The 25,225-nt window shown below is 70.3% G+C and carries 22 protein-coding genes, 1 tRNA gene and 1 pseudogene; 10 read left to right on the top strand and 14 right to left on the bottom strand.

Annotation, left to right across the window (positions count from 1 at the left end; all coding sequences use genetic code 11):
- Positions 1 to 212: 212 nt before the first annotated feature.
- The gene (locus tag D455_RS0112755; protein ID WP_026122575.1) at positions 213 to 686 is read left to right on the top strand and encodes a hypothetical protein; all 474 of its coding nucleotides are present in this window, start codon (positions 213 to 215) and stop codon (positions 684 to 686) included.
- A gap of 138 nt (positions 687 to 824) precedes the next feature.
- Positions 825 to 1,439: a rhomboid family intramembrane serine protease gene (locus D455_RS0112750; protein WP_017571110.1), complete on the top strand. Its 615-nt coding sequence runs from the start codon at positions 825 to 827 to the stop codon at positions 1,437 to 1,439.
- A 173-nt stretch (positions 1,440 to 1,612) separates the two neighbouring features.
- On the opposite strand, the gene D455_RS0112745 is transcribed toward D455_RS0112750, so the two are convergent.
- The 4 genes from D455_RS0112745 to dcd form a co-directional block, all read right to left on the bottom strand.
- Positions 1,613 to 2,548, bottom strand: coding sequence for a glycine betaine ABC transporter substrate-binding protein (locus D455_RS0112745; protein ID WP_017571109.1), 936 nt, complete (start codon positions 2,546 to 2,548; stop codon positions 1,613 to 1,615).
- 57 nt (positions 2,549 to 2,605) lie between these two features.
- Positions 2,606 to 3,829 carry an ABC transporter permease gene (locus tag D455_RS0112740; RefSeq protein ID WP_017571108.1) on the bottom strand — a complete coding sequence of 408 codons (1,224 nt, stop codon included), beginning with the start codon at positions 3,827 to 3,829 and terminating at the stop codon, positions 2,606 to 2,608.
- On the bottom strand, positions 3,826 to 4,824 hold the full coding sequence (locus tag D455_RS0112735) for a quaternary amine ABC transporter ATP-binding protein (protein ID WP_017571107.1): 999 nt from the start codon (positions 4,822 to 4,824) through the stop codon (positions 3,826 to 3,828). The genes D455_RS0112740 and D455_RS0112735 overlap by 4 nt, the downstream gene beginning before the upstream one ends.
- Positions 4,825 to 5,255: 431 nt before the next feature.
- A complete protein-coding gene (gene dcd / locus D455_RS0112730; RefSeq protein WP_017571106.1) occupies positions 5,256 to 5,846 on the bottom strand; it encodes a dCTP deaminase in 591 nt (196 codons plus the stop codon).
- Between the two features lie 139 nt (positions 5,847 to 5,985).
- Between dcd and D455_RS0112725 the strand changes: the two genes are divergently transcribed.
- Together D455_RS0112725 and D455_RS0112720 are read left to right on the top strand one after the other, a co-directional pair.
- Positions 5,986 to 6,059, top strand: a tRNA-Gly gene (locus D455_RS0112725).
- Positions 6,060 to 6,295: 236 nt separating this feature from the next.
- Complete coding sequence (locus D455_RS0112720; protein ID WP_017571105.1) at positions 6,296 to 6,790, top strand: hypothetical protein; 495 nt, start codon at positions 6,296 to 6,298, stop codon at positions 6,788 to 6,790.
- Between the two features lie 173 nt (positions 6,791 to 6,963).
- On the opposite strand, the gene D455_RS32870 is transcribed toward D455_RS0112720, so the two are convergent.
- The 4 genes from D455_RS32870 to D455_RS0112705 all read right to left on the bottom strand — a co-directional run bounded on the left by D455_RS32870 (position 6,964) and on the right by D455_RS0112705 (position 9,946).
- Positions 6,964 to 7,167 carry a DUF397 domain-containing protein gene (locus tag D455_RS32870; RefSeq protein ID WP_169552629.1) on the bottom strand — a complete coding sequence of 68 codons (204 nt, stop codon included), beginning with the start codon at positions 7,165 to 7,167 and terminating at the stop codon, positions 6,964 to 6,966.
- A complete protein-coding gene (locus tag D455_RS30270; RefSeq protein ID WP_083922215.1) occupies positions 7,164 to 7,433 on the bottom strand; it encodes a helix-turn-helix transcriptional regulator in 270 nt (89 codons plus the stop codon). Before D455_RS30270 ends, D455_RS32870 begins: the two co-directional genes overlap by 4 nt.
- A gap of 472 nt (positions 7,434 to 7,905) precedes the next feature.
- Positions 7,906 to 9,255: an MFS transporter gene (locus D455_RS0112710; RefSeq protein ID WP_017571103.1), complete on the bottom strand. Its 1,350-nt coding sequence runs from the start codon at positions 9,253 to 9,255 to the stop codon at positions 7,906 to 7,908.
- A 91-nt stretch (positions 9,256 to 9,346) separates the two neighbouring features.
- On the bottom strand, positions 9,347 to 9,946 hold the full coding sequence (locus D455_RS0112705) for a TetR/AcrR family transcriptional regulator (protein ID WP_017571102.1): 600 nt from the start codon (positions 9,944 to 9,946) through the stop codon (positions 9,347 to 9,349).
- 90 nt (positions 9,947 to 10,036) lie between these two features.
- On the opposite strand from D455_RS0112705, the gene D455_RS0112700 reads away from it, so the two are divergent.
- The 6 genes and pseudogenes from D455_RS0112700 to D455_RS0112675 all read left to right on the top strand — a co-directional run bounded on the left by D455_RS0112700 (position 10,037) and on the right by D455_RS0112675 (position 16,487).
- Positions 10,037 to 11,593: a class I adenylate-forming enzyme family protein gene (locus tag D455_RS0112700; RefSeq protein ID WP_017571101.1), complete on the top strand. Its 1,557-nt coding sequence runs from the start codon at positions 10,037 to 10,039 to the stop codon at positions 11,591 to 11,593.
- Positions 11,594 to 11,599: 6 nt separating this feature from the next.
- A complete protein-coding gene (locus D455_RS0112695) occupies positions 11,600 to 12,790 on the top strand; it encodes an acyl-CoA dehydrogenase family protein (protein ID WP_017571100.1) in 1,191 nt (396 codons plus the stop codon).
- A pseudogene (locus D455_RS30265) lies at positions 12,787 to 14,612 on the top strand (alkyl/aryl-sulfatase). Before D455_RS0112695 ends, D455_RS30265 begins: the two are co-directional and overlap by 4 nt.
- 440 nt (positions 14,613 to 15,052) lie before the next feature.
- Positions 15,053 to 15,391 carry an ArsR/SmtB family transcription factor gene (locus D455_RS0112685; RefSeq protein WP_026122574.1) on the top strand — a complete coding sequence of 113 codons (339 nt, stop codon included), beginning with the start codon at positions 15,053 to 15,055 and terminating at the stop codon, positions 15,389 to 15,391.
- Positions 15,388 to 15,864: an SRPBCC domain-containing protein gene (locus D455_RS0112680; RefSeq protein ID WP_017571097.1), complete on the top strand. Its 477-nt coding sequence runs from the start codon at positions 15,388 to 15,390 to the stop codon at positions 15,862 to 15,864. Before D455_RS0112685 ends, D455_RS0112680 begins: the two co-directional genes overlap by 4 nt.
- Entirely contained in the window at positions 15,861 to 16,487 is a 627-nt protein-coding gene (locus tag D455_RS0112675) for a dihydrofolate reductase family protein (RefSeq protein WP_017571096.1), read from the top strand. Before D455_RS0112680 ends, D455_RS0112675 begins: the two co-directional genes overlap by 4 nt.
- Before the next feature lie 68 nt (positions 16,488 to 16,555).
- Here the strand turns inward: D455_RS0112675 and D455_RS0112670 are convergent, their stop codons facing one another.
- The 6 genes from D455_RS0112670 to D455_RS30260 all read right to left on the bottom strand — a co-directional run bounded on the left by D455_RS0112670 (position 16,556) and on the right by D455_RS30260 (position 24,375).
- Positions 16,556 to 17,230 (bottom strand): TetR/AcrR family transcriptional regulator, encoded by a 675-nt coding sequence (locus D455_RS0112670; RefSeq protein WP_017571095.1) that lies wholly within the window; start codon positions 17,228 to 17,230, stop codon positions 16,556 to 16,558.
- Entirely contained in the window at positions 17,230 to 19,227 is a 1,998-nt protein-coding gene (locus D455_RS0112665; RefSeq protein ID WP_017571094.1) for a CocE/NonD family hydrolase, read from the bottom strand. The genes D455_RS0112670 and D455_RS0112665 overlap by 1 nt, the downstream gene beginning before the upstream one ends.
- Before the next feature lie 123 nt (positions 19,228 to 19,350).
- Entirely contained in the window at positions 19,351 to 21,207 is a 1,857-nt protein-coding gene (locus D455_RS0112660) for a dipeptide ABC transporter ATP-binding protein (RefSeq protein WP_017571093.1), read from the bottom strand.
- Positions 21,204 to 22,109, bottom strand: a complete 906-nt coding sequence (locus D455_RS0112655) for an ABC transporter permease (protein ID WP_017571092.1) — start codon at positions 22,107 to 22,109, stop codon at positions 21,204 to 21,206. The genes D455_RS0112660 and D455_RS0112655 overlap by 4 nt, the downstream gene beginning before the upstream one ends.
- Positions 22,106 to 23,065, bottom strand: a complete 960-nt coding sequence (locus D455_RS0112650) for an ABC transporter permease (RefSeq protein WP_017571091.1) — start codon at positions 23,063 to 23,065, stop codon at positions 22,106 to 22,108. The genes D455_RS0112655 and D455_RS0112650 overlap by 4 nt, the downstream gene beginning before the upstream one ends.
- Complete coding sequence (locus D455_RS30260) at positions 23,065 to 24,375, bottom strand: ABC transporter substrate-binding protein (protein WP_449289308.1); 1,311 nt, start codon at positions 24,373 to 24,375, stop codon at positions 23,065 to 23,067. Before D455_RS30260 ends, D455_RS0112650 begins: the two co-directional genes overlap by 1 nt.
- Positions 24,376 to 25,225 lie beyond the last annotated feature (850 nt).

The raw sequence follows: 25,225 nt of genomic DNA, 5'->3' as shown, positions 1-25,225 counted from the left end.
GACAACGAGATGCGACATACATAGGATGACAGGATGACCACCTGAAAAAACGAGCCAAAGGTACATACGGCAACGAAGCCCCTCGAACGAGGCCGGAAATCCGCGAGCCCGACTGTCCGAAACCACCACCCGCACACCACGGGAGCCGATAGGGTTTCGAGCGGCGATCGCCGTCATCCCACCCGCGGTGCCCATCGAGAGAGGCCTCTGCCGTGTCCGAAACAGTGCGCCTGGTCTGCCCCGCAGGCCGCAAACACGTGGAGCTGTGGGCTGGTTACGTGCTGGTGGCCCTCGGCGCCGCGGCGATCGCGGTCGACGTCTCGCACTGGGCCAACGTCACCCTGGGCGTCCTCCTGGCCCTCATGGGCGGGGCCCTGGCCGCGCACGGCCACATGATCAAGTCCCCCGTCCTGGAGGTCTCCGACGGCGAGTTCCGCTACGAGCGCGGCCGTTACGTCGTGAGCGTGCCCTTCCAGGACATCGGCTCCTACCACGTGCTGCCGGGGCGCATCCGCTCCCTGGGGCTGTGCGACGCCGCCGGCCGCCCCAAGCGCTTCCCCTCGCTCCAGAACCGCCGCACGTCGCGCGCGTACCTGCCGCTGACCGGACTGACCAGCCCCGCCAAGGTCGAGTCGTTCATGGCGATGGCGGGCATCCCGCCGCGTGAGCGCTCGCTGACCTCCTGAGGGCCGTCCCCACCGGGCTTTCCGGCCGTCCGAAGACCGGCCGAGCACGCCAGGACATATCCCGACACATCAGACAATTACCCACCACGCGCCTCATGGACATACCACCGCAAGTCCGTGTCCTCTACTCTCGATGGGGTGAAGCAGTCCAGAATCACCGCCATCCTGACCGTCACGGGGATGCTCGCGGCCATGTGGGTCTTCGAGCTCCTCGACAGCTTCCTGCTGTTCGGCACGCTCGACCAGCGGTTCGGTCTACAGGCCTGGGACTTCGAGGGCCCCTGGACCGTGTTCACCGCTCCGTTCATGCACGGGAACCTGGAACACCTCATCGGTAACTCGCTGCCGTTCCTCGTGCTGGGCTCGCTCGTCGCGTTCAGCGGCCTGGGACGGTTCCTGCTCACGACGCTGATCGTCATCGTGGTCAGCGGTGTGGGCGTGTGGCTGTTCAGCTCCCCGTTCTCCCTCACCGTGGGGGCCAGCGGCCTGGTCTTCGGCTACTTCGGCTACACGGTCCTGCGCGGGATCATCGAGCGCAAGACCATCGACATCGTCATCATGATCTGCGTCGTCCTCTTCTACGGAACGATGATCTGGGGGGTCCTGCCGCAGTACCCCGGCGTCTCCTGGCAGGCGCACCTCTTCGGCTTCATGGGCGGCCTGCTCGCGGCCTACGTGCTCCCCAGGCGGGAGCGCCGGAGGCAGCTCAACCAGGGCTACGGAGGCGCCCAGGGCGGCTACTACGCCGCCTGAGGCGCGAGGGCGGCCCGGGGGCCGCACACACGCGGACGGGCCGCTCCCCGGGCAGGGAGCGGCCCGTCCGTACGAGGGGGCGCGGCTGGCGCGGGAGCACCGCGACCAGCGCGCGGGACCGTCCGGGCGTCCACGGGCTGAAGCGGGGCGGAGACCCGGGGAAGGCACCGCCCCTAGAACTCCAGGCCCTCGGCGGCGTCGCCCAGGGTGCGCTCCAGGAACTCGGGGTTCTCCGAGAGCCAGACACGGGCGCCCGCCTCCGGGTCGTCCTCGTGCTCCTGGAGGGTCAGGACCTCCAGGCTGGACAGCTCCTCGTCGCTGAGCTCGAAGTTCTCCAGCCAGCCGGCGAGCTCGGGGTAGTCCTCACCGAAGCCGTCACGGCCGACCGCGTGGATCTCCTCCGCGCCGCCCATCAGACCCTCGGGGTCCTCCAGGTCCTTCAGGTCGTACTGGGCGTAGGCCGGGTGCGGACGCCAGAGGGTGACCACGATGGGCTCCTCCTCGGCGATCGCCGAGTCCAGCTCGGCGAGCATCGCGGCGGTGGAGGAGGTGACCAGTTCGAAGTCCTCGTCCAGGCCGTAGCCCGGCATCGCGTCGTTCTGGGTGGTGGAGGTCAGACCGGCGCCCGGGTCGATACCGACGATCTGGCCGCCCAGCTCGTCGGCGTGGTCGGCCAGGTCGGGGATGCTGTTCACGTCCTCCATGTAGGAGGGCACGGTGAGGGTCAGCTTGGCGTTGTCGTACCAGACGCCGAGGTCCTCCAGCTGGTCCCCGTAGTCCTCCCAGTAGTCGGCGTGCGTGACCGGGAGCCAGGTGTCGAGGAACAGGTCGACGTCACCGTTGGCCGCGCCCTGGTACATCGGGGCGACGTCCACGTCGGTGATCGTGACGTCGTAGCCCTTCTCCTCCAGGATGGCCTGCCACATGTGCGTGGTGGCGATCCCCTCCTCCCAGGCGATCAGCGCGATGTTGATCTCCTTGTTGTCCTCGCCGCCGCCCTCCGGGCCGGTGAGGCTCTCCTCCCCGCCGCCGTTGCCGCAGGCGGTCAGGAGGAGCGCGGCGGTCATGCCGGCGGCGGAGAGGGCCGTCATGCGCTTACGGCTGTACATCTGGGATTCCTTCCCTCGGGGAATTCGGTGTGCGGGGATGGGATGGGGTGTGGCGGCTCAGGCCGCCGCCGCGCTCGGGCTGTTGCGGGTGACGGCCGCGGTCAGGCGGTCGAGGAAGATCGCCAGGATGACCACGGCGATACCGGCCTCGAAGCCGAGGGCACCGTCGTTGCGGGTGATGCCCTGGTAGACCTCGCTGCCCAGGCCGCCGGCGCCGACCATGCCCGCGATGACGACCATCGACAGGCCGAGCATGATGACCTGGTTGACACCGGCCATGATGGTCGGCAGGGCCAGCGGCAGCTGGATGCCGGTGAGGATCTTGCGGCTGGACGCGCCGAAGGACTCGCCCGCCTCCACCAGTTCCTTGTCGATCTGGCGGATGCCCAGCTCGGTCAGGCGGACGCCGGGCGGCATCGCGAACACGATGGTGGCGACCACGCCGGGCACGGCGCCGATGGAGAAGAAGAAGATCGCCGGGATCAGGTAGACGAACGCGGGCAGCGTCTGCATCAGGTCCAGGACCGGCTTGGCGATCTTGCTGACCGTGTCCTCGTAGGCGGCCAGGACGCCGATCGGGATCGCGATGACCACCGCGATGGCGCTGGCCACGAGCACGAGGCCGAGCGTGTCCATGGCGTTGGTCCACTGGCCGACCGAGGCCACCAGGGTGAGCGCGAGGAGCCCGAACAGGCCCATGCGCCATCCGGCCACCGAGAGCGCCAGGAGGCTCAGCAGCAGGATCATCACCAGCGCCCTGGGCTGGGTGACCAGGGCGGGGAGGACGAGCCAGCCGAGCAGGAGCAGCACGAGCCAGCCGCCCGCGACGACGCCGGTGCGCACGCGGGTGCCCCGGTCGAGCAGGCCCAGCACCGTGACGGCGACCAGGAAGAGCAGCGAGATACAGAAGTAGGCGTCCACGTACTGCTGGTCGAACAGGTTCATCGCCCACAGGAAGAGCTGGGGCGGAAGGCTGTTGACGACGGTGTTGCCGAACGCGAACTGCGCGTGCAGGACGTAGAGCACCGAGACCGCGGCGACGATCACCACCAGCGGCAGGCGCCGTGTGCGCAGCAGCGGGACGGCGATGATCACGGCGGCGATGAAGGCGAACTGTCCGGCCGCCGGTTCGACGAAGAACCCGGACAGGGCCTCCACTGCCCAGCCGATGAACGCGGCGATGACGTCGAAGACCGGCCCGAAGCTGCTCTTGAGCCAGGAGTTGAGGGCCTCGAAGCCGTCGCCGATCGGCAGGGACGGCGGGAAGTCGACGGGTGTCACGGGGTCTCCTTCCCGGTCGCGAGGGCGGACAGCACGGAGTTGCGCGTCACCGTCCCCAGCACGTTGCCGTCCTCGTCGACCACGCGGAGCCGCTCGGACTCGGCGGCGCTGGCGTACAGGTCCGCGACGAGGGTGTCGGCGGAGACCTGCGGAGCGGAGGAGTCGGCGGAGGGCGCGTCGGGGTCGAGCACCGACGCGGCGGTGAGCACGCGGGTGCGGTCGACGTCCTCGATGAAGCGCTCGACGTAGTCGTTGGCGGGCTCGCTGAGGATCTCCTGGGCGCTGCCGACCTGGGCGACGCGGCCGTCGCGGAGCACGCAGATCCGGTCGCCGAGGCGCATGGCCTCGTTGAGGTCGTGCGTGATGAAGATGATGGTCTTGCCCAGGGACTCCTGGAGCTCCAGGAGCTGGGTCTGCATGTCCCGCCGGATGAGCGGGTCGAGGGCGCTGAACGCCTCGTCCATGAGGATGATGTCGGTGTCGGCGGCCAGTGCCCTGGCCAGGCCCACACGCTGCTGCATACCTCCGGAGAGCTGGTGGGGAAGCTTGTCCTCCCAGCCGCCGAGCCCCACGAGTTCGAGGGTCTCCTTGGCCTTGCGTCCGCGCTCCGCACGGGACACGCCCCGGAGCTCCAGGCCGTAGGCGGCGTTCTCCAGGACCGTACGGTGCGGCAGGAGCGCGAAGTGCTGGAAGACCATGCTGACCTTCTCGCCCCGGAGCTTCAGGAGGTTCTTCTTGCTGAGGGCGGTGATGTCCACGCCGTCGACCTCGACGGTCCCCGATGTGGGTTCCAGGAGGCCGTTGAGCATGCGGATCAGGGTGGACTTCCCCGATCCGGACAGGCCCATGACGACGAAGATCTCGCCCGGTTCGACCTCGAACGACACGTCGATGACGGCGGCCGTCACGTCGAGGTCGGCGATGGTGTCCCTGTGACTGCCGTCCGAGAGCCGCTCGACGGCGGCTCTGGACTGTCTACCGAACACCTTGTACAAGTGGTCTGCGCGTACTGCTGGCACGGTCTCCTCAAGAGGGTGGTCCCGGCCGCGAGACGTGCCGGGGCACCGTCCGCCCCTGTGCCGACCCGCGGTTCCCACAGGTAGTCGGCCTGCGCAGAGCCCCCTTGCGCGCCCCTGATCAGGGCAAACCACTACCTGGTTCACGTCGGGGCGTAACCCTACCGATGTACGTACGCACACTTCAGACGGTAGATAACCAGCAAATAACATGTTTAACCGGGATAAAAACCGTCTGTCGACCTGTAGCAGCGGATGTCGCAGCCACGAGGCGTGCTTTTGTGATCTACGCCACACACGCCAAAACAGTGACCTTGGTCACATTGGGGAGACATGGGGGCCAAACGACAGTACGTGTCGACCCATGATCATACCGTCAGCGAAACCCGGTGTTCGCGTCCACCCCCGGACTAGGGGGACTCGGGGCTGATCCGGGTGCGGATGAAGTTCTGGTGGGACCTGGACGGCGTCGGCCCGCGCTGGCCCTGGTAGCGGGACCCGTAGCCCGCCGTCCCGTAGGGGTACTCGGCCGGGGAGGACAGGCGGAACATGCACAGCTGGCCGATCTTCATGCCGGGGTAGAGCTTGATCGGCAGGGTCGCCACGTTGGAGAGCTCCAGGGTGACGTGCCCGGAGAAGCCGGGGTCGATGAACCCGGCCGTGGAGTGGGTGAGCAGTCCCAGGCGCCCCAGGGAGCTCTTGCCCTCCAACCGGCTCGCGATGTCGTCCGGGAGGGTGACGACCTCGTAGGTGGACGCCAGGACGAACTCGCCCGGGTGGAGGATGAACGCGTCCTCGCCGTCGGTCTCGACGAGCCGGGTGAGGTCCGGCTGCTCGGCCGAGGGGTCGATGTGCGGGTACTTGTGGTTCTCGAACACCCGGAAGAAGCGGTCCAGCCGTACGTCGATGCTGGAGGGTTGGACGAGGCCGGGGTCGAAGGGGTCGATCCGGACCCGGTCGGCGTCGATTTCTGACCTGATATCGCGATCGGAGAGCAGCACGCTCCGAACCTACCGCGTGGGACAACGCAGGGTAGTCGCCCGCCCCGTCCCCAGGACGTCCCGGGCCGAGTTGCCCACGCACCCCGGAGTTGGGCTAGGATGGCATCCGTTGCCAGCCGGATCCTTCCGGCGGTGCCGCGCGGATGTAGTTCAATGGTAGAACTTCAGCTTCCCAAGCTGATAACGCGGGTTCGATTCCCGTCATCCGCTCCAGACACACAGACGGCCAGGTCGTTCGGGGTTTTCCGAACACCTGGCCGCACTGCTTTCCGGAGTCTGCACGAACCGCACCCGATACTCGGATCGGGACACCCACCGAGGGCGGATCGCCGCCGTCACCCGCACGGGCCCCGCAGAGCTCCTCTGTGGCCACGAAAGGGTCCCGATGGTCTGACAGCACGACCCTCTGGGCTCGAGTCCTCCATCACCCCCAGAGACGGAGCACGCGCATGAGCCGCCTCCTCAGTCAGAACAGCACGCTCGTCTATCCCGACTACGGCATCTTCCAGATCGTCGACGGTAAGGATTGCGACGACACGGCCCCCGTTCCCGGACGCAACGTTTTCAGCGTTGGTGAGCGCTCCGTCTACTTCCACAGCATGCAGAACAACGTTCTCGTGCGCCTGTACCTGGAGTCCTGGGAGACCGAACCGGCCTGGGACGAAGATGACTGGGAAGGCTCGCGCACCGCCGTTATAGAACTCGCCACAGGAGTGGTCAGCGTCGACGAGATCACCGCAGGCGCACAACACGACCTACTTACGCTCCCGGCGCCGGGCCGGTACCGGGTCCGTGTCGCACACCGCAATCGCCGCATCGTCAGCGAGGCCTACATGGCTCTCTTCGGCCGGTTCGACGACATCCACGGGATCGAGTTCACCGAAGCCGAACGCGCTCTGGAAGGCCGCGAACAGTACCTGGCCCAGTTCTGGCCAGAGCCGTAGTCAACGTTCGGATGGCGGTAGACGGGGACTCACCACCACTCAGACAGCAGCCGTCCACGAAGCAGCGAGCGAGCTGTTCACAGGCCAGTCGGATTCCACGGCCTCGGACTCCCAAGCTGACGGCACGGGTTCGACTGCCGTCGTCCGCCACGTTTCAGAGACTGTGCGTACTGTCAGACGTGCTGTTCGTTCTTGACCCCCTGGAGAAAACCAGCCCACTCCAGGGAGGCGAAACGGAGATGACCGAGGAGGGGGTTCTGCGAGTCCCGCACATCGGCTCCCTGAACACTCTCGCGAGCCTCCACGCAGTTGGTGCCCCCATTGCTGTAGCTGCTCTTGTGCCAGTCCGTGCCAGGTGACACCGGTGACCTGTTCATCGCTCCAACCTCTTCTGCTCATCCCGGAGCCGCCCCACCTCTTCCCGGAGCTGGGCGGAGGGGTTGACCAGTGCTCGCTCGAGGTCGGAGATCGCCGTCTTCGACGAGCTCACCTTCTTGGCGAGCGTCGTCTGGGTGAGGCCGTGCTCCTTCCGCAGGCGGCGCACCTCGGCACCGTAGGCAATAAGGACCTTTTGTCTGCTTTTGTGTTTTCGCTGGAGGACATGCATCCAGCATGACGCAGGATTCCGAAGCGCGTCGTTCATTTCCAGGAACTTCCGCTTCAGTCTCGTCTATTCCGGATTAGCGCCAGGCATCTTTACCTGCTGGATTCCGAACCTGAACATGAGATTCCGAACCGGATCAGGAACTCCGCTCCCAGAGTGCATCCAACGCAGATGGTGACCAGGTGTACGCAACGCCCCTCCCCGAATCTCGAACAGTGGTACCACCCCGGCTCCCCCACCGGGTGCCGGGGTACTCCACCGGCAGGCTCTCCCGCTGTGAGGGACGACGTCACGCCGCATGCTTCAGCTCTGCGTCCTTGGCGGTTCGGGGTGCCCGCGACTGGGTCCGCCGTGTGACCGGAGAACGGGAACACCCCCTGGGCGTGGCAGCGCTCCGGGCGGGCGACGAGAGGCCACCATTCCGCCTCCCGTACGTCACGACCTCCCGAATGGCCACCCGTACGAAGGTCCCGTGGCCGGACCCCGTGGTGCGACCGCGCGGACGCCGACCTCAGCTCCTCGGGGAGTCCTCGGGCACCTCGGCCGTGGGCACGACCACGTCGGTCTCCCCCGCCGCTGGAGAACCGTGCGCGCGCCGCATGCCGCCCTGGACCTGTGTGACGACGACCGCGAAGGCCGCGATGGCCACCAGGGTGACGGTCATCCACGTCTGCCAGCCGGTGGCGGAGACCACGCGCGGTGCCAGCAGCACCGCGGCGAGGATGAACAACCTGCTCACGAAGTGGTTGAGGCCGAAGGCCACTCCCTGGGCGTCCGGGTGGATCTCCTCGGTGTACTCCGAGAAGCTGGCCATCCACGGCCCGAGCACGGCGCCGAGCGAGAGGCCGATGCCGGTCAGCAGCACGACGACGAGGAACCACGACGCGGACGCTCCCGCGCTCATGGTGGCGATGAGCCCCCCGAGCAGCAGCGCCGCCGCCAGTCCCCCGCCGACGAGGAACGGTTTGCGGTTCTGCGCCCTGTCGGAGAGCCGGGAGAAGACCAGGCTGGCCACCAGGTTGCTGATCCAGAACGACATCACGATCGCCGACGCCGTGCGCACCGTGACGGCGAAGTGTTCGACCAGCATGATCTGGCCGTAGGCGTTCATGGTGGCGAGCAGCACGTAGAGCAGTGACATCGCGGCCACGTGCGCCCAGACGACACGGTGCCCCAGGAGCGGCCCCAGTCGGGGACCGGTCGCGGCCGCGCCGCTCTCGCGGGTCGTCCGCTCGCTGAGACGGATGGTGCGCCGCAGTTCGGGGGACAGGTCGCGCAGCGTGAACGCGACGACCGTCGCACCCGCGAAGGCCAGGCCGGACATCAGGAAGATCTGCGAACGCCAGGAGTCGTCGAACAGGCCGAGCGTCAGCGCGGCGAGGACCGCCGCGAAGAAGTTCGCCCCGACGGGGCCCCAACTCCAGAACGCGAAGGCCTGCGCCCTGCCCATCCTCGGGGTGAAGTCCCGGATCAGCGGCTGGGTACCGGCCATCGCCACGCCCTCGACGAAGGCGAGCAGGATGCGCGCGGCGACGAAGTGGGCGACCGACTGCGACAGCGCCATGAACAGGCACGCCGCCGCGGACAGGAACATGCACGGCACCAGCACGCGGACACGGCCGATCCGGTCGACCAGTTCACCTCCCAGGTATCCGGACACGGCTCCGAACAGCAGTGACACGGCGGTGATCAGCCCGTAGGCCTCCAGGGTCAGCCCGAGGTCGGCCAGCAACAGGGGGAGGATCGGCGCGAGCTGCCCTTCGTAGGCCGAGATGAACAACGCCAGCACGACGACGGCCAACAGGAGCCGGCGCCGAGCTCCGGTGGGGTACTCGTGGAGCAGTCTGCGGTACGACAGCACAGCACCGACCCTTCTCTAGTTCCTGGACAGAACATCCAATACTGTTCTGTGCGTCCAGAACATAAGGGCAGTGACCGGCGCCACACAACCCCTACGTGGAAACCGGGTCGAAGCCCGTCGCCCAGTACCGCCCGTGCCGGGACAGCTCGACCAGCGTCTCCACCACCTGCTCCGTCCCCGGACGCGGCGCGGGCGACTCGAGCCACCACAGGAGCACCGCCGCCTGCTCTCCGACCCAGGCCCGCGCGACGACGCGCAGGTCCACCCGCGGGCGGATCCGCTGGGTCTCCGCCCGCTCGGCGAAGACGTCGTAGGCCGTCGTGGTCCACGCGTCGACCAGGGCCCGCAGGCCGCGGCCGTCGCCTTCACCACGCAGGATCAGTCGGTACACCTCGGGCTGCTCGGACGCGTGGCGGAAGAGCTCGGCCACCGGCCGCCCGGTGAACCCGACGCCCTCCCAGTCCGCGGGGGTGATCCTCTCCCGCAGTTCGCCCAGGACGACCTCGACCACGTGGTCGTAGAGGGCCTCCTTGTCGCGGAAGTGCGTGTAGAACGTCGCCCTCCCGACATCGGCCGCCGCGGCGATGTGCTCCACCCTGACCCCGGCGTATCCGCGTTCGAGCACCTGGGCGACGAACGCCGCCCGCAGTGCGGCCCGTGTACGGAGGGTGCGTCGATCCTCGTTTGTCATGAGGCCTTTCTAGCAACGTTCAAGCCCCTGGACAGAACCTGGACATAGTGTCTAGTATCTTCGCGTTCACTCATCGTCTCTGGAGGGCTCGTGAATCTTGGTAGCTACCTCACCCGCAGCGCGTCCCACTGGCCGGAGGCGGAGGCCCTGGTGTCCGGGGACCGGCGCTGGAGCTATCACGCCCTCGAACAGGAGACCAACCAGCTCGCCTCCGCCCTGTCCGCGCGCGGCTACGGTCCCGGCACCGCGATCGCCACTCTCGCCGGCAACCGCGGTGAACTGGTCGTCGCCGAGATGGCCATCTGCAAGGCGGGCTGCCTCCGTGTGCCGGTCAGCGCCCGACTGGCGGCGGCCGAGATCGAGCACGTCCTCCTGGACGCGGAGGTGCGGCTGGTCCTGGTCGACGGGGCCAACCTCGGGACGGTACGCACGATCGTCGACGACCACGCCCTCGACTGCCTCGTCGTCTGCCTCGACGAGGAGACCGGCGCGCCCCTGACCTACACCGCCCTCCTCGCCGAGGGCGACACCGACCCGGTGGCCGTCGACCTCGACGGCCACTCGCCAGCGGTACTGAACTTCACCTCCGGTTCCACCGGCACGCTCAGGGCAGCGGTCCAGACGGTCGAGAACCGCCTGTCCAACATGCGCAAGCTGGCGATGAACCCGCAGGGCTCCGTCACCCCGGGGTCGGTCTACCTCGCTCCCGGCCCGATCACCCACGCGAGCGGCATGGGCATCCTCGGCTGCTTCTTCCGCGGCGCCACGGTCGTGGTACTTCCGGCCTTCGACGCCGAGGCCTACCTCGACGTCATCGAGCGCGAACGCGTCACGCACACCTTCCTGGTGCCGGTGATGCTCAACCTGGTGCTGGCCTCACCGACCGCGAGGCGGCGGGACCTGTCCTGTCTGCGCAGCGTCACGATCGGTGGCGCTCCGGTGAGCCCGGCCCGCCTCCGCGACGCCGTCGAACTGTTCGGCCCGGTGGTCAACCAGGGTTACGGCCAGGGCGAGACCACGAGCGCCGTCACCTTCCTCACCTCCGAGGACGTGGTGCGGGGCATCGAGTCCGACCCCGAACTCCTGCTCTCCTGCGGGCGTCCCGTCTTCGACACGGAGGTCCGTGTGGTCGACGAGGGGGGAGAACCACTGCCCGCGGGCGCCGTGGGCCAGATCGTGGCACGCGGACCCGACTGCGTCCGGGAGTACTTCCACGCGGAGGAGGCCACGGCGGAGACGTTCCGCGACGGCTGGGTGCACACCGGTGACCTCGGCTTCCTCCGCTCGGACGGTTACCTGTTCATCGTGGACCGTCAGAAGGACATGATCATCTCCGGCGGCTACAACGTCTACTGCACCGAGGTGGAGACCGCCCTCTACGAGCACCCCGCCGTCTTCGAGGTGTGCGTGGTGGGAACCCCCGACGAACGGTGGGGTGAGACCGTCAAGGCGTTCGTGACGCTCCGCCCGGGCGCGGAGGCCACCGAGGAGGGACTCCGCGAGTTCTGCGCGACCCGCCTGTCCCGGGTCAAACTCCCGCGCGTCGTCGAGTTCGTCCAGCGGCTTCCACGCAACCGCAACGGCAAGATCGACCGCCGCGCCCTCCGCGAGCGCGAGTGGGCGGGCACGGACCGAAGGGTGGGATGAGCGGACATGACCTTCATGCTGCGACCGAGCTACCACGGCAATCCGCGCCTCGACGCGCTGGTCACCGGCCTCCGGGACTACCTGTCCGGAGAGCTCGCGGCCTACGAGGAGGACCTCGGCCTCGTTCCCGAGTCCACGCTGCGACGATCCATGCTGGAACCGGTGTGGCGACGCAGCCGGGAACTCGGCTTCTACGGCATCCACCTTCCCGAGCACCTCGGCGGTCAGGCGCTGTCCCACACGGAGCTGGCGGCGCTCAAGGAGGAGGTCGGCGCCTCCGGTCGCGTGCTGGCCACGAGCGTGCTCGGTGACATGGGCGGACCGCTGCGGATCGGCGCGATCTTCGAGCACGCCACCGAGTACCAGAAGGAGAAGTACCTGCTCCCGGTCGTCAGGGCCGAGCGCGCGTGTTGCTTCTCCATGACGGAGGACGACGCGGGATCCGACGTACGCCGTATGCGCACGACCGCGACCCCGGTCCCGGGTGGTTACCGGGTCACCGGCCACAAGGTGTTCAGCACCGGCGGCACCTTCGCGGACTTCTCGATCCTGGTCGCACGCATGGACTCCTCCGAGGAGGTCTACTCCACGTTCCTCGTCGACCTGGACTCCCCGGGTTGCCGCGTCACGCCCGGGAGGGTTCCCCTGTCGGGACAGAACATCGAGAGCGACGTGGTCCTGGAGGACTGCTTCGTCCCCGAGGAGAACCTGCTCGGCGAGGAGGGGCAGGGCATGCGGATCGCCCTCGGCCGGGTCACGACGAACCGGTTGCTTCACTGCCCCACCGCCCTCGGCGCGGCCCGGCGGGCGATCGGCCTGGCTCTCGACTTCGCCGCCACGCGCCAGGTCTCCGGCGGACTCCTCCTGGAGAAGCAGGCGATCCAACACAAGCTCGCCGACATGGCCACCGATTTCTACGCCGCCCGTTCGATGACCTACGACGCCCTCGCCGCGCTCGACGCGGGGGAGCGGCCCCGGGTGGAGTCCTTCATGTGCAAGCTGTTCGTGGCCGAACGCGCGTTCGCCATCGCGGACCAGGCGATGCAGATCCACGGCAAGGCCGGCATGGTGCGGGGCGCGCCCGTGGACGTGATCTGGCGGCAGCTGCGCATGTTCCGCGTGCTGACCGGCGCGTCGGAGATCCAGCGCAACGGCGTCATCCGCGAACTCGTCAGGGCCGGGGAGGCATCGGCATGACCGCCGCACGACCGGAGACGGAGGGTCTCCCCGCAGAGGACGAGCGGGACCTGCGCGACGCCGGGCGCGGTTTCGTGGGGACGCTGGAACCCGCCCGCGTCACCGACACCGCCGGACGCGTGGTGTACGACGCCGACGCGTACGCCTTCCTGGAGGAACCGGCGCCCACGNGAGCGGGAGCCTGTGGCGGCAGAGCCGACTCGCGGCCAGACACGGCCTGTTCCGGGTCACCGAGGGGATCTACCAGGTCCGTGGGTTCGACCTGGCCAACATGACCCTGGTCGAGGGTGACTCCGGTGTCATCGTGATCGACACGCTGACCTCGGCCGAGACCGCCGCCGCGGCGCTGGCGCTCTACCGGTCCCACCGTGGCGACCGGCCGGTCACGGGCGTGGTACTCACCCATCCGCACGCCGACCACTTCGGGGGCGTGAACGGCGTCCTCGCGGACGCGGCCCCCGGCGTCCCGGTGATCGCGCCCGAGGGCTTCCTGGAGCACGCGGTCTCCGAGAACGTCTACGCCGGACCGGCGATGGCCCGGCGGTCGGGCTTCATGTACGGCACCGCACTCGAGGCCGACCCCGCAGGACACCTGGGTTGCGGTCTGGGGCAGCGCCTGGCCACCGGCACGATGGGCCTGGTCGAGCCCACCGACTCGATCACCGGAACCGGCCAGGTCCGCGTGGTCGACGGAGTCGAGATCGAGTTCCAGCTCACGCCGGGGACGGAGGCCCCGGCCGAGATGAACATGTACCTCCCCGCCCGGCGGGCGCTGTGCCTGGCCGAGAACGCCGTGCACACGATGCACAACGTCATCACGCTGAGGGGTGCCCAGGTCCGCGACGCCCGGCAGTGGGCGCGCTATCTCACCGAGGCCCTCCAGCTCTTCGGCGGCCGCACCGACGTCGCCTTCGCCACCCACCACTGGCCCACCTGGGGCGCCGACCGGATCGAGGAGTTCCTGGCCGGGCAGCGCGACCTCTACGCCTACCTCCACGACCAGACGGTACGCCTGATCAACCGGGGCCTCACCCCCCGGGAGATCGCGGAGGAGTTGACGCTGCCGCCCGCCCTCGACAGGCGGTGGGCCAACCGCGGCTACTACGGATCGCTGAGCCACAACGTCAAGGGCGTCTACCAGCGCTACCTCGGCTGGTTCGACGGGAACCCCGCGCATCTGTGGGAGCTTCCGCCGGTCGAGGAGGCCAGGCGGTGGGTCGAGCTGCTCGGCGGTGTCGACCGGACGCTCGCGCACGCGGACACCCGCGTCGCGGAGGGGGACCTCCGCTTCGCCGCCACGCTGCTCAACCACGCGGTCTTCGCCGAACCGACCCACGTGGAGGCACGGCACCGCCTGGCCGAGGTCTACACCGCGCTCGGACACGGCTGTGAGAACGCGACGTGGCGCAACTACTACCTCACCGGAGCGCGGGAACTCCTCCACGGGCCCGGGGTGAGGCGCCGGACCGGCGGACCCCAGCTGCTGGCGGCCCTCGACGTCGGTCAGTTGCTCGACTCCCTGGCCGTCCGGGTCGACGGACCCGCGGCCTGGGAGCTCGACCTCCGCATCGACCTGTCCCTCATCGGCGACGACGCCCTCTGGCACCTGCGTCTCGCCAACGGCGTGCTCGTGCACTTCCGCGACCGCACGCCCGACCCCCGGGCCCGGTTGACGCTCACCACGACCAGGCGGCAGCTGATCGGTGTCCTGGCACGTCGGGAGCTGGAGGACCTCGACCACGAGGGCGACCTCTCGGTGCTCCGGGCGCTGCTCGACGTCCTGGAGGCGCCGGACCCCGCCTTCGCCGTCGTGAGGCCCTGAGCCCGTCGTCCAACGTCGGCCGTGGTCGCCGAAGGGCGCCCGCCAGAGGTCGCGCGAGGCGGGCGCCCCCGGCAGCGGAGGTCACCGCACCGGATCGGCCACGGGCTCCGGCCCCGGTCAGGAGGCCAGGAAACGGCGCAGGTGGGAGTGCGCCCGGTCGACGGCCAGCGGCGGCGCCCGAACCGCCTCCCAGGGTGAACGTTCCGAGAAACGGGCCCCAGCGTGGTGAACGTCAGGGTTCTCCGGTCAGCTCACCGGTGCGTCGTCGAGTGGCGGAACACCGGGAGGGGGCCGCCGCCGTCCCGCTCCGGCAGGTCCCCCTCCTCCCACCACCGGGCGGCGGGCCTCGCACCGCAGCGATCGGTGATGACCCGTCACCATGGGCGAACACAACACTTAGCCCTTGCGCTAACTGTCGTACGACTGCAACACTTAGCCATGTGGCACAGTATTTGGCGCAGCTCGACGGAGTCTTCGTCGCCCTCTCCGACCCGACCCGGCGCGCCGTCGTCCGGCGCCTCGGCCACGGACCCACGAGCGTCGGCGACCTCGCCCGCGAGTTTCCGATGACCCTTCCCTCGTTCATGAAGCACGTGCGAACGCTCGAATCGACCGGGTTGATCCGCACGGTCAAGTCCGGACGGGTGCGCACCTGCGTGCTCAACCGTGAACGGCTCGCCCTGATCGACGACTGGCTCACGGAGCAGCGCCGGATCTGGGAGGAGCGCACCGACCGCCTCGAGCAGTTCGTCACCGACACGGAGGAGAACCGACGATGAACCTCGACCCTGAGCTGGACCTCAGCCTGGAGCGGATCATCCGTGCTCCGCGCAGGACCGTGTGGGATGCCTGGACCGATCCCTCCCAGTTGGAACGATGGTGGGTCCCCGCTCCGTTCCGATGCCGGGTGAACCGCCTGGACCTGCGGCCGGGCGGGGCGTTCGTGACGCGGCTGAGCGACGACGGAACCGAGTTCGTCCCGCACCTGGACGCGTGCTTCCTCGCCGTGGACGAGCTCGAGCGAATCGTGTTCACCACCGCGATCGACAGCACATGGCGTCCCGCCGCCCCCGAATCGATCCTGATGACCGCCACGATCACCCTGAAGGACCACCCGGACGGAACGCACTACCGGATCGTCGTCCGACACGGTGAACCGGAGGCCCGCGCACATCACGAGAAGCTCGGCTTCGCCGAGGGCTGGGGAACGGTCGCCGCCCAGTTGGCCGCGTACGCCGAGGGCACACGATGAGGATCGCCCTCACCGAGTTCGTCACGCTCGACGGGGTGAGCCAGGGCCCCGGATCAGCGGACGAGGACACCAGCGGCGGGTTCACCAGCGGCGGTTGGCTCGTCCCCCACATGGACGGGACGTTCGTCCAGCGCGTCTCCGGCTGGCTCGACCTCGCCGACGGGCTGCTGCTCGGAAGGAGGACCTACGAGGCGTTCGCCCGCGACTGGCCGAAGATCACCGATCCGGCGGACCCGTTCGCCGAACGGATGAACACCATGCCGAAATACGTGGTGACCAACACCCTCACCGAAGGGACCTGGAATCCCACGACCATCCTCAACGGCTCCCCGGTCCGCGCGGTCACCGAACTCAGGGCGCGACCGGGACGGGAACTGCAGATCCACGGCAGCGCCCGGCTCGGCGACTCACTGCTGACGGCGGGCCTGATCGACACCCTCCGCCTCGTGGTCGCGCCCGTCGTCCTGCGAACTGGCCGACGGCTGCTGACCGGCGCGAGCGCCCCTTCCGGTCTCCGCCTGCTCAACCACGAGGCCACACCGAACGGACTGCTGCTTCTCGAGTACGAGGTGACGGGTCGAGCGCACCTGGGAGAGTACGAGGGCGTCACCGCCCTCACGTAGGGCAGCGCCACCGACGGCCCCGCCGCGGCCCGGACGCGCTCCGCTCCGCCCGGGGCGACGCGCGCGGGTCACCGCACCGGATCGGCCGCCGGTTTCAGCCCCAGTTCGGAGGTCAGGAAGCGGCGCAGGTGGGAGCGCGCCTGGTCGATGGCCAGAGGCGGCGCCCCGCGCAGGCGGCGCAGCGCGAGACCGTCGACCAGGGCGGCGCAGCGGACCGCTGTCTCCTCCACGTCCTCACAGGAGAACTCGCCGCTCTCCCGCCCCCGCCGGATCAGCTCGGCCACGCGGTCCGACCAGTCCTCGTAGCGCCGGTGCTGCCGGGAGTCGGGCACCGGCGCGGAGACGGAGGCCCACGTGTCGAACCACAGCCGCCAGTGCCGGTCGGTCTCGGGGTTGAACACGCCCTCGACGAGGACCTCCAACCCCTCGACGGCGGTCGGCCGGGACAGCATCCGCTCACCCAGCGGCCGGTAGTAGCCGTCGATCTCGATCGACACCGCCTCGCTGATGATCTCCCTGACCCCGCCGAAGTGGTAGGTGACCGTGCCGACCGACACCCCCGCCGCCCGGGCGATGTCGCGCAGGCCGACCCCGCCCGCACCGTGCTCGGTGACCAGGGGCACGGCGGCCTCCAGGATGAGCCTTCTGCGCACCTCGGTGGGCTGACGGGTCCGCTTGTCGGGGGCCACGGCGCGCCGCTTGGGACCGGGCGGCCTGGGTCCGGCGCCTGCCTGTTCCTCCATCACCCCGCCGTCCTCGGAATCTCGCGGTGCCACGTCCTCTCGGCGACGACCTGGTCCCCGGTGCGCGCCTCAAGGGTACTGCGCACGACGAAGTGGCCTTCGGTCGCGGTGAGTTCGCTGGAGGTGCGCACCGACGCGTTCCAGCCGTCCCGCTCCAGGGTGATCTCCCACTCGGACCCGGCCACGGCCGACAGCGGGTCGTCGGACCGGATCCGGTAGCGCTCGCGGGCGCTCTCGGTGTAGACGAGACCGTCGGGATAGGTACGCGATCCCCCGTAGTTGGGGTCCACGTCGAGGACCCACTCACCGGTGCCCACGTCGTGGGTGACCACCCGCTCGGGGCGGCCCTCCGAGGCCCCGCGGACGATGGCCAGCGGAGTGGCCTGTTCCGGCTCGTCGAAGTCCACGGCGTCCCTCCCGTCGTCGGTCCCCTCGGGGCGCTCGGGCATCAGCAGGGCGCTGCGGGCGGGCCACACCGTCAGGGTCGGGTCGTCGGGCTGGGGCCACACCCACGGCCAGTAGGCGGTGGAGACGGCGACACGAACGCGGTGGCCGGCGGGGAAGGCGTACCCGGTGCCGGTCAGCTCCACCTCGACGTCCTCGGGCACACCCGGCTCCCAGGGCACCGACCGGTCCCGGCCGTAACGGCTGCCCAGGTTCATCACGCCCCGGCTGACCAGGGTCGAGGAGCCGTCCGGTGCGACGTCGCACAGGCGCACGATCACCGTGCCCCGGGGCCGGTCGGCGTCCATGCGCAGGCGTACACGGGCCCGCCCCAGGATCTCCGTGCGCCGGGTCAGCGGCCCGGTGTCGAAGCAGGCCGAACGTCCGTCCTCCGCACGCTGGTCGGGCGGCAGGTCGGTGGCGTTGCCGTAGGGGAAGAACCGGCCCGCGTCGACGCCGGTGTGCTGCGGGCTGTGCACCCGAACCGGCGTGTCCGTGCCCAACGCGTGCTCGGTCCACCGGGTGGACGACGAGGGCCAGGCGTCGTCGGCGACCCAGCGGCCCGGGCGTTCGGCGTAGGCGGTCGCCGGAGGGACGGGTTCCTGCATCCAGGACCGCAGGAGCGGGGTGTCGGTCACGCCGTTGTCGACGTCCTTGAGCCAGTGGTCCCACCAGCGCACCGTCTCCTGGAGGAATCCGATGTGCGGGCCGGGCGGCAGCGCGATGTCGGGGTACTGGTGCGCCCAGGGCCCCAGGATGCCGCGCACCGGCCCGGGCAGGTGCTCCACCAGCCGCAGCACCGTGTCGCGGTAGGGGTCGGCCCAGCCTCCGACGGCCAGGACGGCGGCCCCGACGGCGGAGTAGTCCTCGCAGACGCTCCCGCGCCGCCAGTAGTCGTCGCGCTCCTGGTGGGCCAGCCAGGTGTGGATGAACGGCTCCAGGGCGTCGAGCCGCTCCTTCCACATGGGCAGCCAGGCGTCGCCGACGGCGACGGGGTCCGGCGGACGGGCGGTGAAGGCCAGCATCGTCCCCGACCACCCGGCCATGTCGATGCCCAGGACCGAACCGCCGATGTAGTGGACGTCGTTGTCGTAGCGGTCGTCGGCCGAACACACCGTCACGATCGCCTTGAGCGGCTCCGGACGCCTCGCGGCGATCTGCAACGAGTTGAACCCGCCCCAGGAGATGCCGAACATGCCGACCCGGCCCGTGCACCAGGGCTGGGCGGCGAGCCACTCGACGACCGCGACGCCGTCGTCGAGCTCCTGCTCGCTGTACTCGTCGAGCATCACCCCCTCGGAGTTGCCCGACCCGCGCAGGTCCACCCGCACCGACGCGTAGCCGTGGCCCGCGTAGTAGGGGTGGCGCTGGGCGTCACGCGGCGCGGTCCAGTCGCCCTTCCGGTAGGGCAGGTACTCCAGCAGTGCCGGAACCGGGTCCTCCGCGGCGTCCACCGGCAGCCAGATCCACGCGTGCAGACGCGTGCCGTCCGCCATCGGGATCCAGTCCTCCCGTACCTCGACCTCTCTGTCGAAGTCCTCGCGGTAGCGCATGTTCTCCGTTCGTGGTGTGTCTCGTGTGTCGGGCGGCCTCGTATGGGCGCCTCGTGCTGAACGTCAGTGTCGGGTGGACCGTCCGTACCACCGGGCGCGGAAGTCCCGACCGAACCGTTCGCCTCAGGCGTCCGGCCCGGGACCGTCGGGGTCCCAGCGGCGGATGCGGTGGCCTCCGCCCAGGTCGATCCACCCGGGATCGGTCTCTCCCGCCTCCCCGGCCTCTCCGGACCCCTCGGCGTGCCCGTCGGACGCCTCCGGGTCGTGCGGCGCCGAACCGGGCGCCTCCGGAACGGACGTCTCCGGGTCGGGTGCCTCCGGTGCGCCGCTCCCGCGCCGCTCCGGGTCCGGCTCCAGCACCGCGTCCAGCAGGCGGCGCGTGTAGGGGTGGTTCGGGCCGGAGAAGACGGCCTCGACCGGCCCCTCCTCCACCACCCGCCCGTCGCGCATGACCGCCACGCGGTCGGCGATACCGCGCACGACCGCCAGGTCGTGGCTGATGAAGACGAACGCCAGGTCCCTCTCGGACCTCAGGTCGTCCAGCAGCGCCAGCACCGAGGCCTGGACCGACACGTCGAGCGCGGTCGTGACCTCGTCGGCGACCACCACGCTCGGATCCCCGGCCAGGGCGCGGGCGATGCCCACCCGCTGGCGCTGACCGCCGGAGAGCTGTTCGGGGAGCCGGTCGGACAGCGCCGGGTCCAGGGCCACGTCCCTGATCAGGTCGCGTGCGCGGTCGTCGGCCTCCGACCGCGCGGCGAGCCCGAAGAACCGCAGCGGCCGACGCACCGCCTCCCGCACCACGCGGCGCGGGTTGAGGGAGGTGTCCGCGTTCTGGAAGGCCAACTGGACCCGGCGCCGCACGGGCAGCGGCCGTTCCCGCGCGCCCGGGGTCAGGTCGCCCCCGACCTCCCCGAGCAGCCGCATGTCCCCCTCCGTCGGTGCGCGCAGCCCGGCCAGCGACCAGGCCAGCGTCGACTTGCCGCTGCCGGACTCGCCGACCAGGGCGAGCACCTCGCCTCGGCGCAGGGAGAGCGAGACCCCGTCCACCGCGCGATGGCGCCCGTAGCTGATCGTGACGTCGCTCAGCGACACCACCTCGGGCGTGTCCGGCGGGAGGGGTGCCCGTTCGCGCACGGTCCGGGTTCCGTCCCCGCCGACCTCGGCCAGGCCCCGGTCACCGACCCGGGGCACGCTGGCCAGCAGGTGGCGCGTGTAGTCGTGCCGGGGCCGGGCGAACAGGTCGGCCCCGTCGGCCGCCTCCACGACCTCCCCCTCGCGCATCACGACCACGCGGTCGGCCATCCGCGCCACAACGCCGAGGTCATGGCTGACCAGCACCGACGTCAGGCCGAGCTCCTCGCTCAGCCCGGCCACCAGGTCCAGGACGCGCGCCTGGGTGACCACGTCCAACGCGGTGGTGGGCTCGTCCAGGACCAGCACCCGCGGCCGCGCGGCCAGCGCCATCGCGATCGCCACCCGCTGCTGCTGGCCGCCGGAGAGCTGGTGCGGGTACCGACGGACGATGGCGTCCGGGTCGGGCAGGCCGACCTTGTGCACCAGGGCCCGGACCCGCCCGCGCCGGTCGGCGCGGGTCATGCGCTGGGGCAGCAGCGACTCCTCGATCTGCCGGCCGATCCGCATCGACGGGGTGAGCGCGTTGCCCGCGTTCTGCCCCACCAGGGCGACGTCGTGCGCGCGCAGGCGGCGCAGACCGGCGCGGTCGAGGGAGAACACCTCCCGGCCCGCGACCTCCACCCGGCCCCCGGTGACCCGGGAGCCGTGCCGCAGGTGCCCCAGCAGGGTTCCGGCGACGGTGGACTTGCCGCTGCCGGACTCGCCGACCACGGCCACGGTCTCCCCGGCCCGCGCCTCGAAGGACACGTCCCGGACGACGGTCACGTCGGCGCCGTCCGAGCGGTAGGCCACCGACAGTCCCTCGACCCTCACCAGGGTCTCGCGCGGGTCCTCGACGGTCATGAGCCCTCCCTCACACGGTCGACACCCCACGCCTTGGCGAGGCCGTCGGCGGACAGGTTCAGCCCGACGACCAGGGTCGCCAGGGCGACGATCGGGGCGAGGGTCGCCCACGGCACCACCACCATGGTGGTGCGGTTCTCCGAGACCATCAGTCCCCAGTCCGGGGTCGGCGGATTGGCGCCGAAGCCCAGGAACGACAGGGAGCTGATCAGCAGCACCACCCACGAGGCCCGCATCGCGAACTCGACGGACACCACGTTGGCGATGTTGGGCAGCACCTCGCGCACCAGGACGGAGACCGTGCGCTCACCGCGCGCCCGCGCCGCGGTGACGTAGTCGAGAGGGGCCACGCCGAGGGCCGCCGCGCGGACCACGCGCACCACCTGGGGCGCGTAGACGATCGTCACGGCGAGGACGATCACCGCGGGGCCGGCACCGAGCACGGTGACGACCACCAGCAGCGCCAGGATCGGCGGGATCGCCAGGACCGCGTCCAGCACGCGCATCAGGGCGTCGTCGAACCAGCCGCCCCGGAGGGCGGCGGCGCACCCGACGACGGTCCCCAGGGCCACCGCGCAGGCGGTCGCGGCGAAGGAGACCGTCAGCGCGTACCGGCCCCCGTACAGCACCCGGGTGAGGACGTCACGACCCAGGGCGTCGGTGCCCGCCCAGTGTTCGGGGCCCACGCCGAGCAGCGCGTCGTCGGGGGCGTTTCCGGTCGGCGAGTAGGGGGTGAGCAGGGGCGCGAGCAGGGCCAGCAGCAGGTGCAGGGCGACCAGGCAGAGGCCGACCATGGCGGGTGTGGACCGCGTCAGGGAGCGCAGGGTCCGCCGCACCGCCCCGGGCCCGCGTGCGGGCGGGCCCCCGGCGTTCCCCGGCCGGGGTTCGCGGGTCTCGGTCATCGGGCGCTCCTCTCACCGGTGCGCAGGCGCGGGTTGAGCGCCATCGCCGCGAGGTCGGCGGCGAGGTTGCACAGCACGTACACGGCCGCGCTGACCACGGCGATGGACTGCAACACCGGAAGGTCGCGGTCGTGCACGGACTCCAGCAGCAGCTGGCCGACACCGGGGTAGTTGAAGACGTTCTCCACCACGGCGACGCCGCCGACCAGCCAGGCGACGTTCATGGCGATCACGTTGAGGGTGGGCAGCAGGGCGCTGGGGAGGGCGTGGCGCAGCACCACGCGCGCGGTCCCGACACCCTTGAGCCGGGCGGTGGTGACGAACTCGCTGGCCATCACGTCGATGACGCTGGTCCTGGTCATCCGCACGATGTAGGCGGTCATCACCACCGACAGGGCGATGGTCGGCAGCACGATCGCGGGCAGCAGGTCGGACACCGGCGCCGACGCCTCGTCCAGGACCACCGCGGGCAGGACGGGGACGGTGATGGACAGCGCGAGCACCAGCAGGGTCGCCACCACGAACTCGGGGACGCTCATCCCGACCAGGGTCAGGGTGGAGATCACCGTGTCCGGCCAGCGATCGCGGTACAGGCCCGCGACCACGCCCAGCGCGATGGAGGAGGTGACCGCGACGGCGATGGTGGCCACGGCGATCAGCACGGTGTTGCGCAGGTGCAGCCACAGGGTCGCGGTCACCGGTTCGCCGGAGACCAGGGACGTTCCGAAGTCCCCCTGGACCACTCCGGCGATCCAGTCGAGGAAGCGCACGACGGCGGGGCGGTCCAGGTCCAGCTGCTCGCGCAGCGCGGCCACCGCCTCGGGGGTGGCGTCCTGGCCGAGCACCTGGGTGGCGACGTCGCCCGGCAGCAGCTGCACGGCGGCGAAGACCAGGACCGACGCCAGCAGCACGGTGACGACCGCGGACAGCAGTCGCCTGGTGGCGTAGATCAGCATCAGGGCCTCAATCCGATGTTGAGGTAGTCGAACTCGAATCCGGTCTCGCGGTAGTTGAGGACGTCCCGGGAGATGCCGACCAGGCGGTCGGCGAACATCGGGGTCATCGCGCCGCCCTCGTCCACGACCATGCGCTGGGCGTCCTGGTAGAGGGTCGCGCGACGGTCCTCGTCCGCCGTGCGTCGGGCGTCGTCCAGGAGGGCGTCGAAGTCCGCGTTGGACCAGGCGGTCTCGTTGTAGGAGGAGCCGCTGCGGAACACCTGGTTGAGCAGTTGGTCCGCGGGGCGGCCGGTGTACCAGTAGGTGGCCATCAGGGGTTCGCTCATCCAGATCCGGGTGTAGTAGGAGTCGGCGGAGGCGTTGCGCACGGTGACGTCGATCCCCGCCTCGGCGACCGAGTCCCGGTAGGCCAGCGCCATCGGTGTGAACACCGGGTCGTAGCTGGAGGTGTACAGGTCCACCCGCAGGCCCTCGTGGCCCGCCTCGGCCAGCAGCGCCCGCGCCCGTTCGGGGTCGCGCGGGACGGCGTGGTCGGTCCAGTAGGGCGTGCCCGGCGGGACCGGGTTGTCGTTGCCGACCACGCCGGTGCCCTGGAGGGCGACGTCGACGACGTGCCCGGGGTCGTAGGCCAGCTTCATCGCCCGGCGCACCCGTGGGTCGGTGAAGGGTTCCGCGGTGGTGAGCATCGGCAGGACGTACCACTGCGCGTTGACCGAGCGCGCGATGGTGGCGCGCTCGGAGGCCTCCACCACGCGGGCGGTGGCGAAGTCCAGATTGGTCTGCGTGAGCAGGTCGACCTGCCCGGACAGGAGCGCGTTGGTGCGGGCCTGGATGTCGGTCATCGCGAACATCTCGATGGCGTCCAGGACCGGCGGGCCCTCCCAGTGGTCGCCGTTGGCGACGACGCGTCCGCGTCCACCGGGCGAGAAGGTGTCCAGGCGGAACGGGCCCGTGCCGACGCCGGTCGTGCCGATCGTGTCGCCGCTGCCGTCGGGGATGACGTAGCAGTTGTAGTTGGTCAGCAGCGCCGGGAACTCGAAGTTGGGGCTCCTGAGCTCGATCCTGAGGACCCCGGGCTCGGGGGTGTACACCCTGTTCGGGTCCAGCAGCGGCCTCAGCACCGTTCCCTGCGGGGAGGCCAGGGCGGGATCGACGATGCGGCGCAGCGTGTGGGCGGCGTCCCGGGAGGTGAACCGGGCGCCGTCGTGGAAGGTGACGCCGTCGCGCAGCCGGAAGGTCCAGACGGTTCCGTCGGTGCTGGACTCCCACTCGGTCGCCAGGTCGGGCACGGTGCGACCGTTCTCGTCCATGCGGACCAGCCGGTTGTACAGGGCGCCGAGGTACTCGTAGGCCGACAGCGAGCTGGCCGGGTCGAGGGTCTCCGCCTGTGACGCGGGCGGTNCGCCGGGCGCACCCCCCCGCCGTCGGCGGGGGTACCGGTGGCCGATCCCGTGGGGATCGCCGGTGGACCCTCCCGGCCGGAGGGGCCGCATCCGGAGAGCAGTGCGGCGGCGCCGAGGGCGCCCGCGCCGCCCAGCAGCGCGGTTCTACGCGGGACCCGCGGCGGACCGCTCTCGGAACCCGGTGAACGCGGCATGACTTCCCCTCCGTGTCGGCGTAGGTGGCGAACGGCTTAATCGTTCAGCGAACGATTAAGCCGACCATGGAACGATAGGGGTGGGAGCCGAAAGATTCAACAGGTCGGAGGCGGATCGGACGGGTCGCCACCAGGACACGGCGGACGGGAACGGGCGGGAATCCGGCTCCGGAGGGCGTGACGACGGCCGCCGCCACCGGCGCGCCGATCCGCTTCGCGAGGGCGCCGGGAGTGGGGCTGCGGCGGGCCCGCCGGCTCGGGAGTCCCCGGTGCGCGCCACGGGTAGTGGCGAACGTGCGGCCGCGGCACCGCGGACGCGTACCGGTGGTTCTCGGGTTCGGCGTGGCCGGGGACCCCCGGGATGCGATGTGTCACCGAGGAACAAGGAGAGCTGGTCGTGAACGATTCTGGAAGCGGGGAGACCGCTTCGAACGAGCCGGTGACGGTGGGCGTGGTGGCCGACCCCGTGGCCGGCCCCTCGGAGGTCGCCGCCTACCTGTCCAGGGACCTGCCGGGGTTGCTGGCCGAGCACGTCGACGGCGACCACGAGTGGCGGGTGGACG

The organism is Nocardiopsis halotolerans DSM 44410, from assembly GCF_000341065.1.
In the GTDB taxonomy this organism is placed as follows: Bacteria; Actinomycetota; Actinomycetes; order Streptosporangiales; family Streptosporangiaceae; genus Nocardiopsis; species Nocardiopsis halotolerans.
Note: the sequence above shows the minus strand (reverse complement) of the source record. Positions and strands in the feature narration are given on the sequence as shown.

Excerpts from the sequence above, each read along its gene's own strand:
- D455_RS0112745 (WP_017571109.1), bottom strand. The coding sequence starts at position 2,548 with ATGTACAGCCGTAAGCGCATGACGGCCCTCTCCGCCGCCGGCATGACC.
- D455_RS0112720 (WP_017571105.1), top strand. The coding sequence starts at position 6,296 with ATGAGCCGCCTCCTCAGTCAGAACAGCACGCTCGTCTATCCCGACTAC.
- D455_RS32870 (WP_169552629.1), bottom strand. The coding sequence starts at position 7,167 with ATGAACAGGTCACCGGTGTCACCTGGCACGGACTGGCACAAGAGCAGC.
- D455_RS30270 (WP_083922215.1), bottom strand. The coding sequence starts at position 7,433 with ATGAACGACGCGCTTCGGAATCCTGCGTCATGCTGGATGCATGTCCTC.
- D455_RS0112705 (WP_017571102.1), bottom strand. The coding sequence starts at position 9,946 with ATGACAAACGAGGATCGACGCACCCTCCGTACACGGGCCGCACTGCGG.
- D455_RS0112695 (WP_017571100.1), top strand. The coding sequence starts at position 11,600 with ATGACCTTCATGCTGCGACCGAGCTACCACGGCAATCCGCGCCTCGAC.
- D455_RS0112680 (WP_017571097.1), top strand. The coding sequence starts at position 15,388 with ATGAACCTCGACCCTGAGCTGGACCTCAGCCTGGAGCGGATCATCCGT.
- D455_RS0112675 (WP_017571096.1), top strand. The coding sequence starts at position 15,861 with ATGAGGATCGCCCTCACCGAGTTCGTCACGCTCGACGGGGTGAGCCAG.
- D455_RS0112670 (WP_017571095.1), bottom strand. The coding sequence starts at position 17,230 with ATGGAGGAACAGGCAGGCGCCGGACCCAGGCCGCCCGGTCCCAAGCGG.
- D455_RS0112665 (WP_017571094.1), bottom strand. The coding sequence starts at position 19,227 with ATGCGCTACCGCGAGGACTTCGACAGAGAGGTCGAGGTACGGGAGGAC.
- D455_RS0112660 (WP_017571093.1), bottom strand. The coding sequence starts at position 21,207 with ATGACCGTCGAGGACCCGCGCGAGACCCTGGTGAGGGTCGAGGGACTG.
- D455_RS0112655 (WP_017571092.1), bottom strand. The coding sequence starts at position 22,109 with ATGACCGAGACCCGCGAACCCCGGCCGGGGAACGCCGGGGGCCCGCCC.
- D455_RS0112650 (WP_017571091.1), bottom strand. The coding sequence starts at position 23,065 with ATGCTGATCTACGCCACCAGGCGACTGCTGTCCGCGGTCGTCACCGTG.
- D455_RS30260 (WP_449289308.1), bottom strand. The coding sequence starts at position 24,375 with ATGGACGAGAACGGTCGCACCGTGCCCGACCTGGCGACCGAGTGGGAG.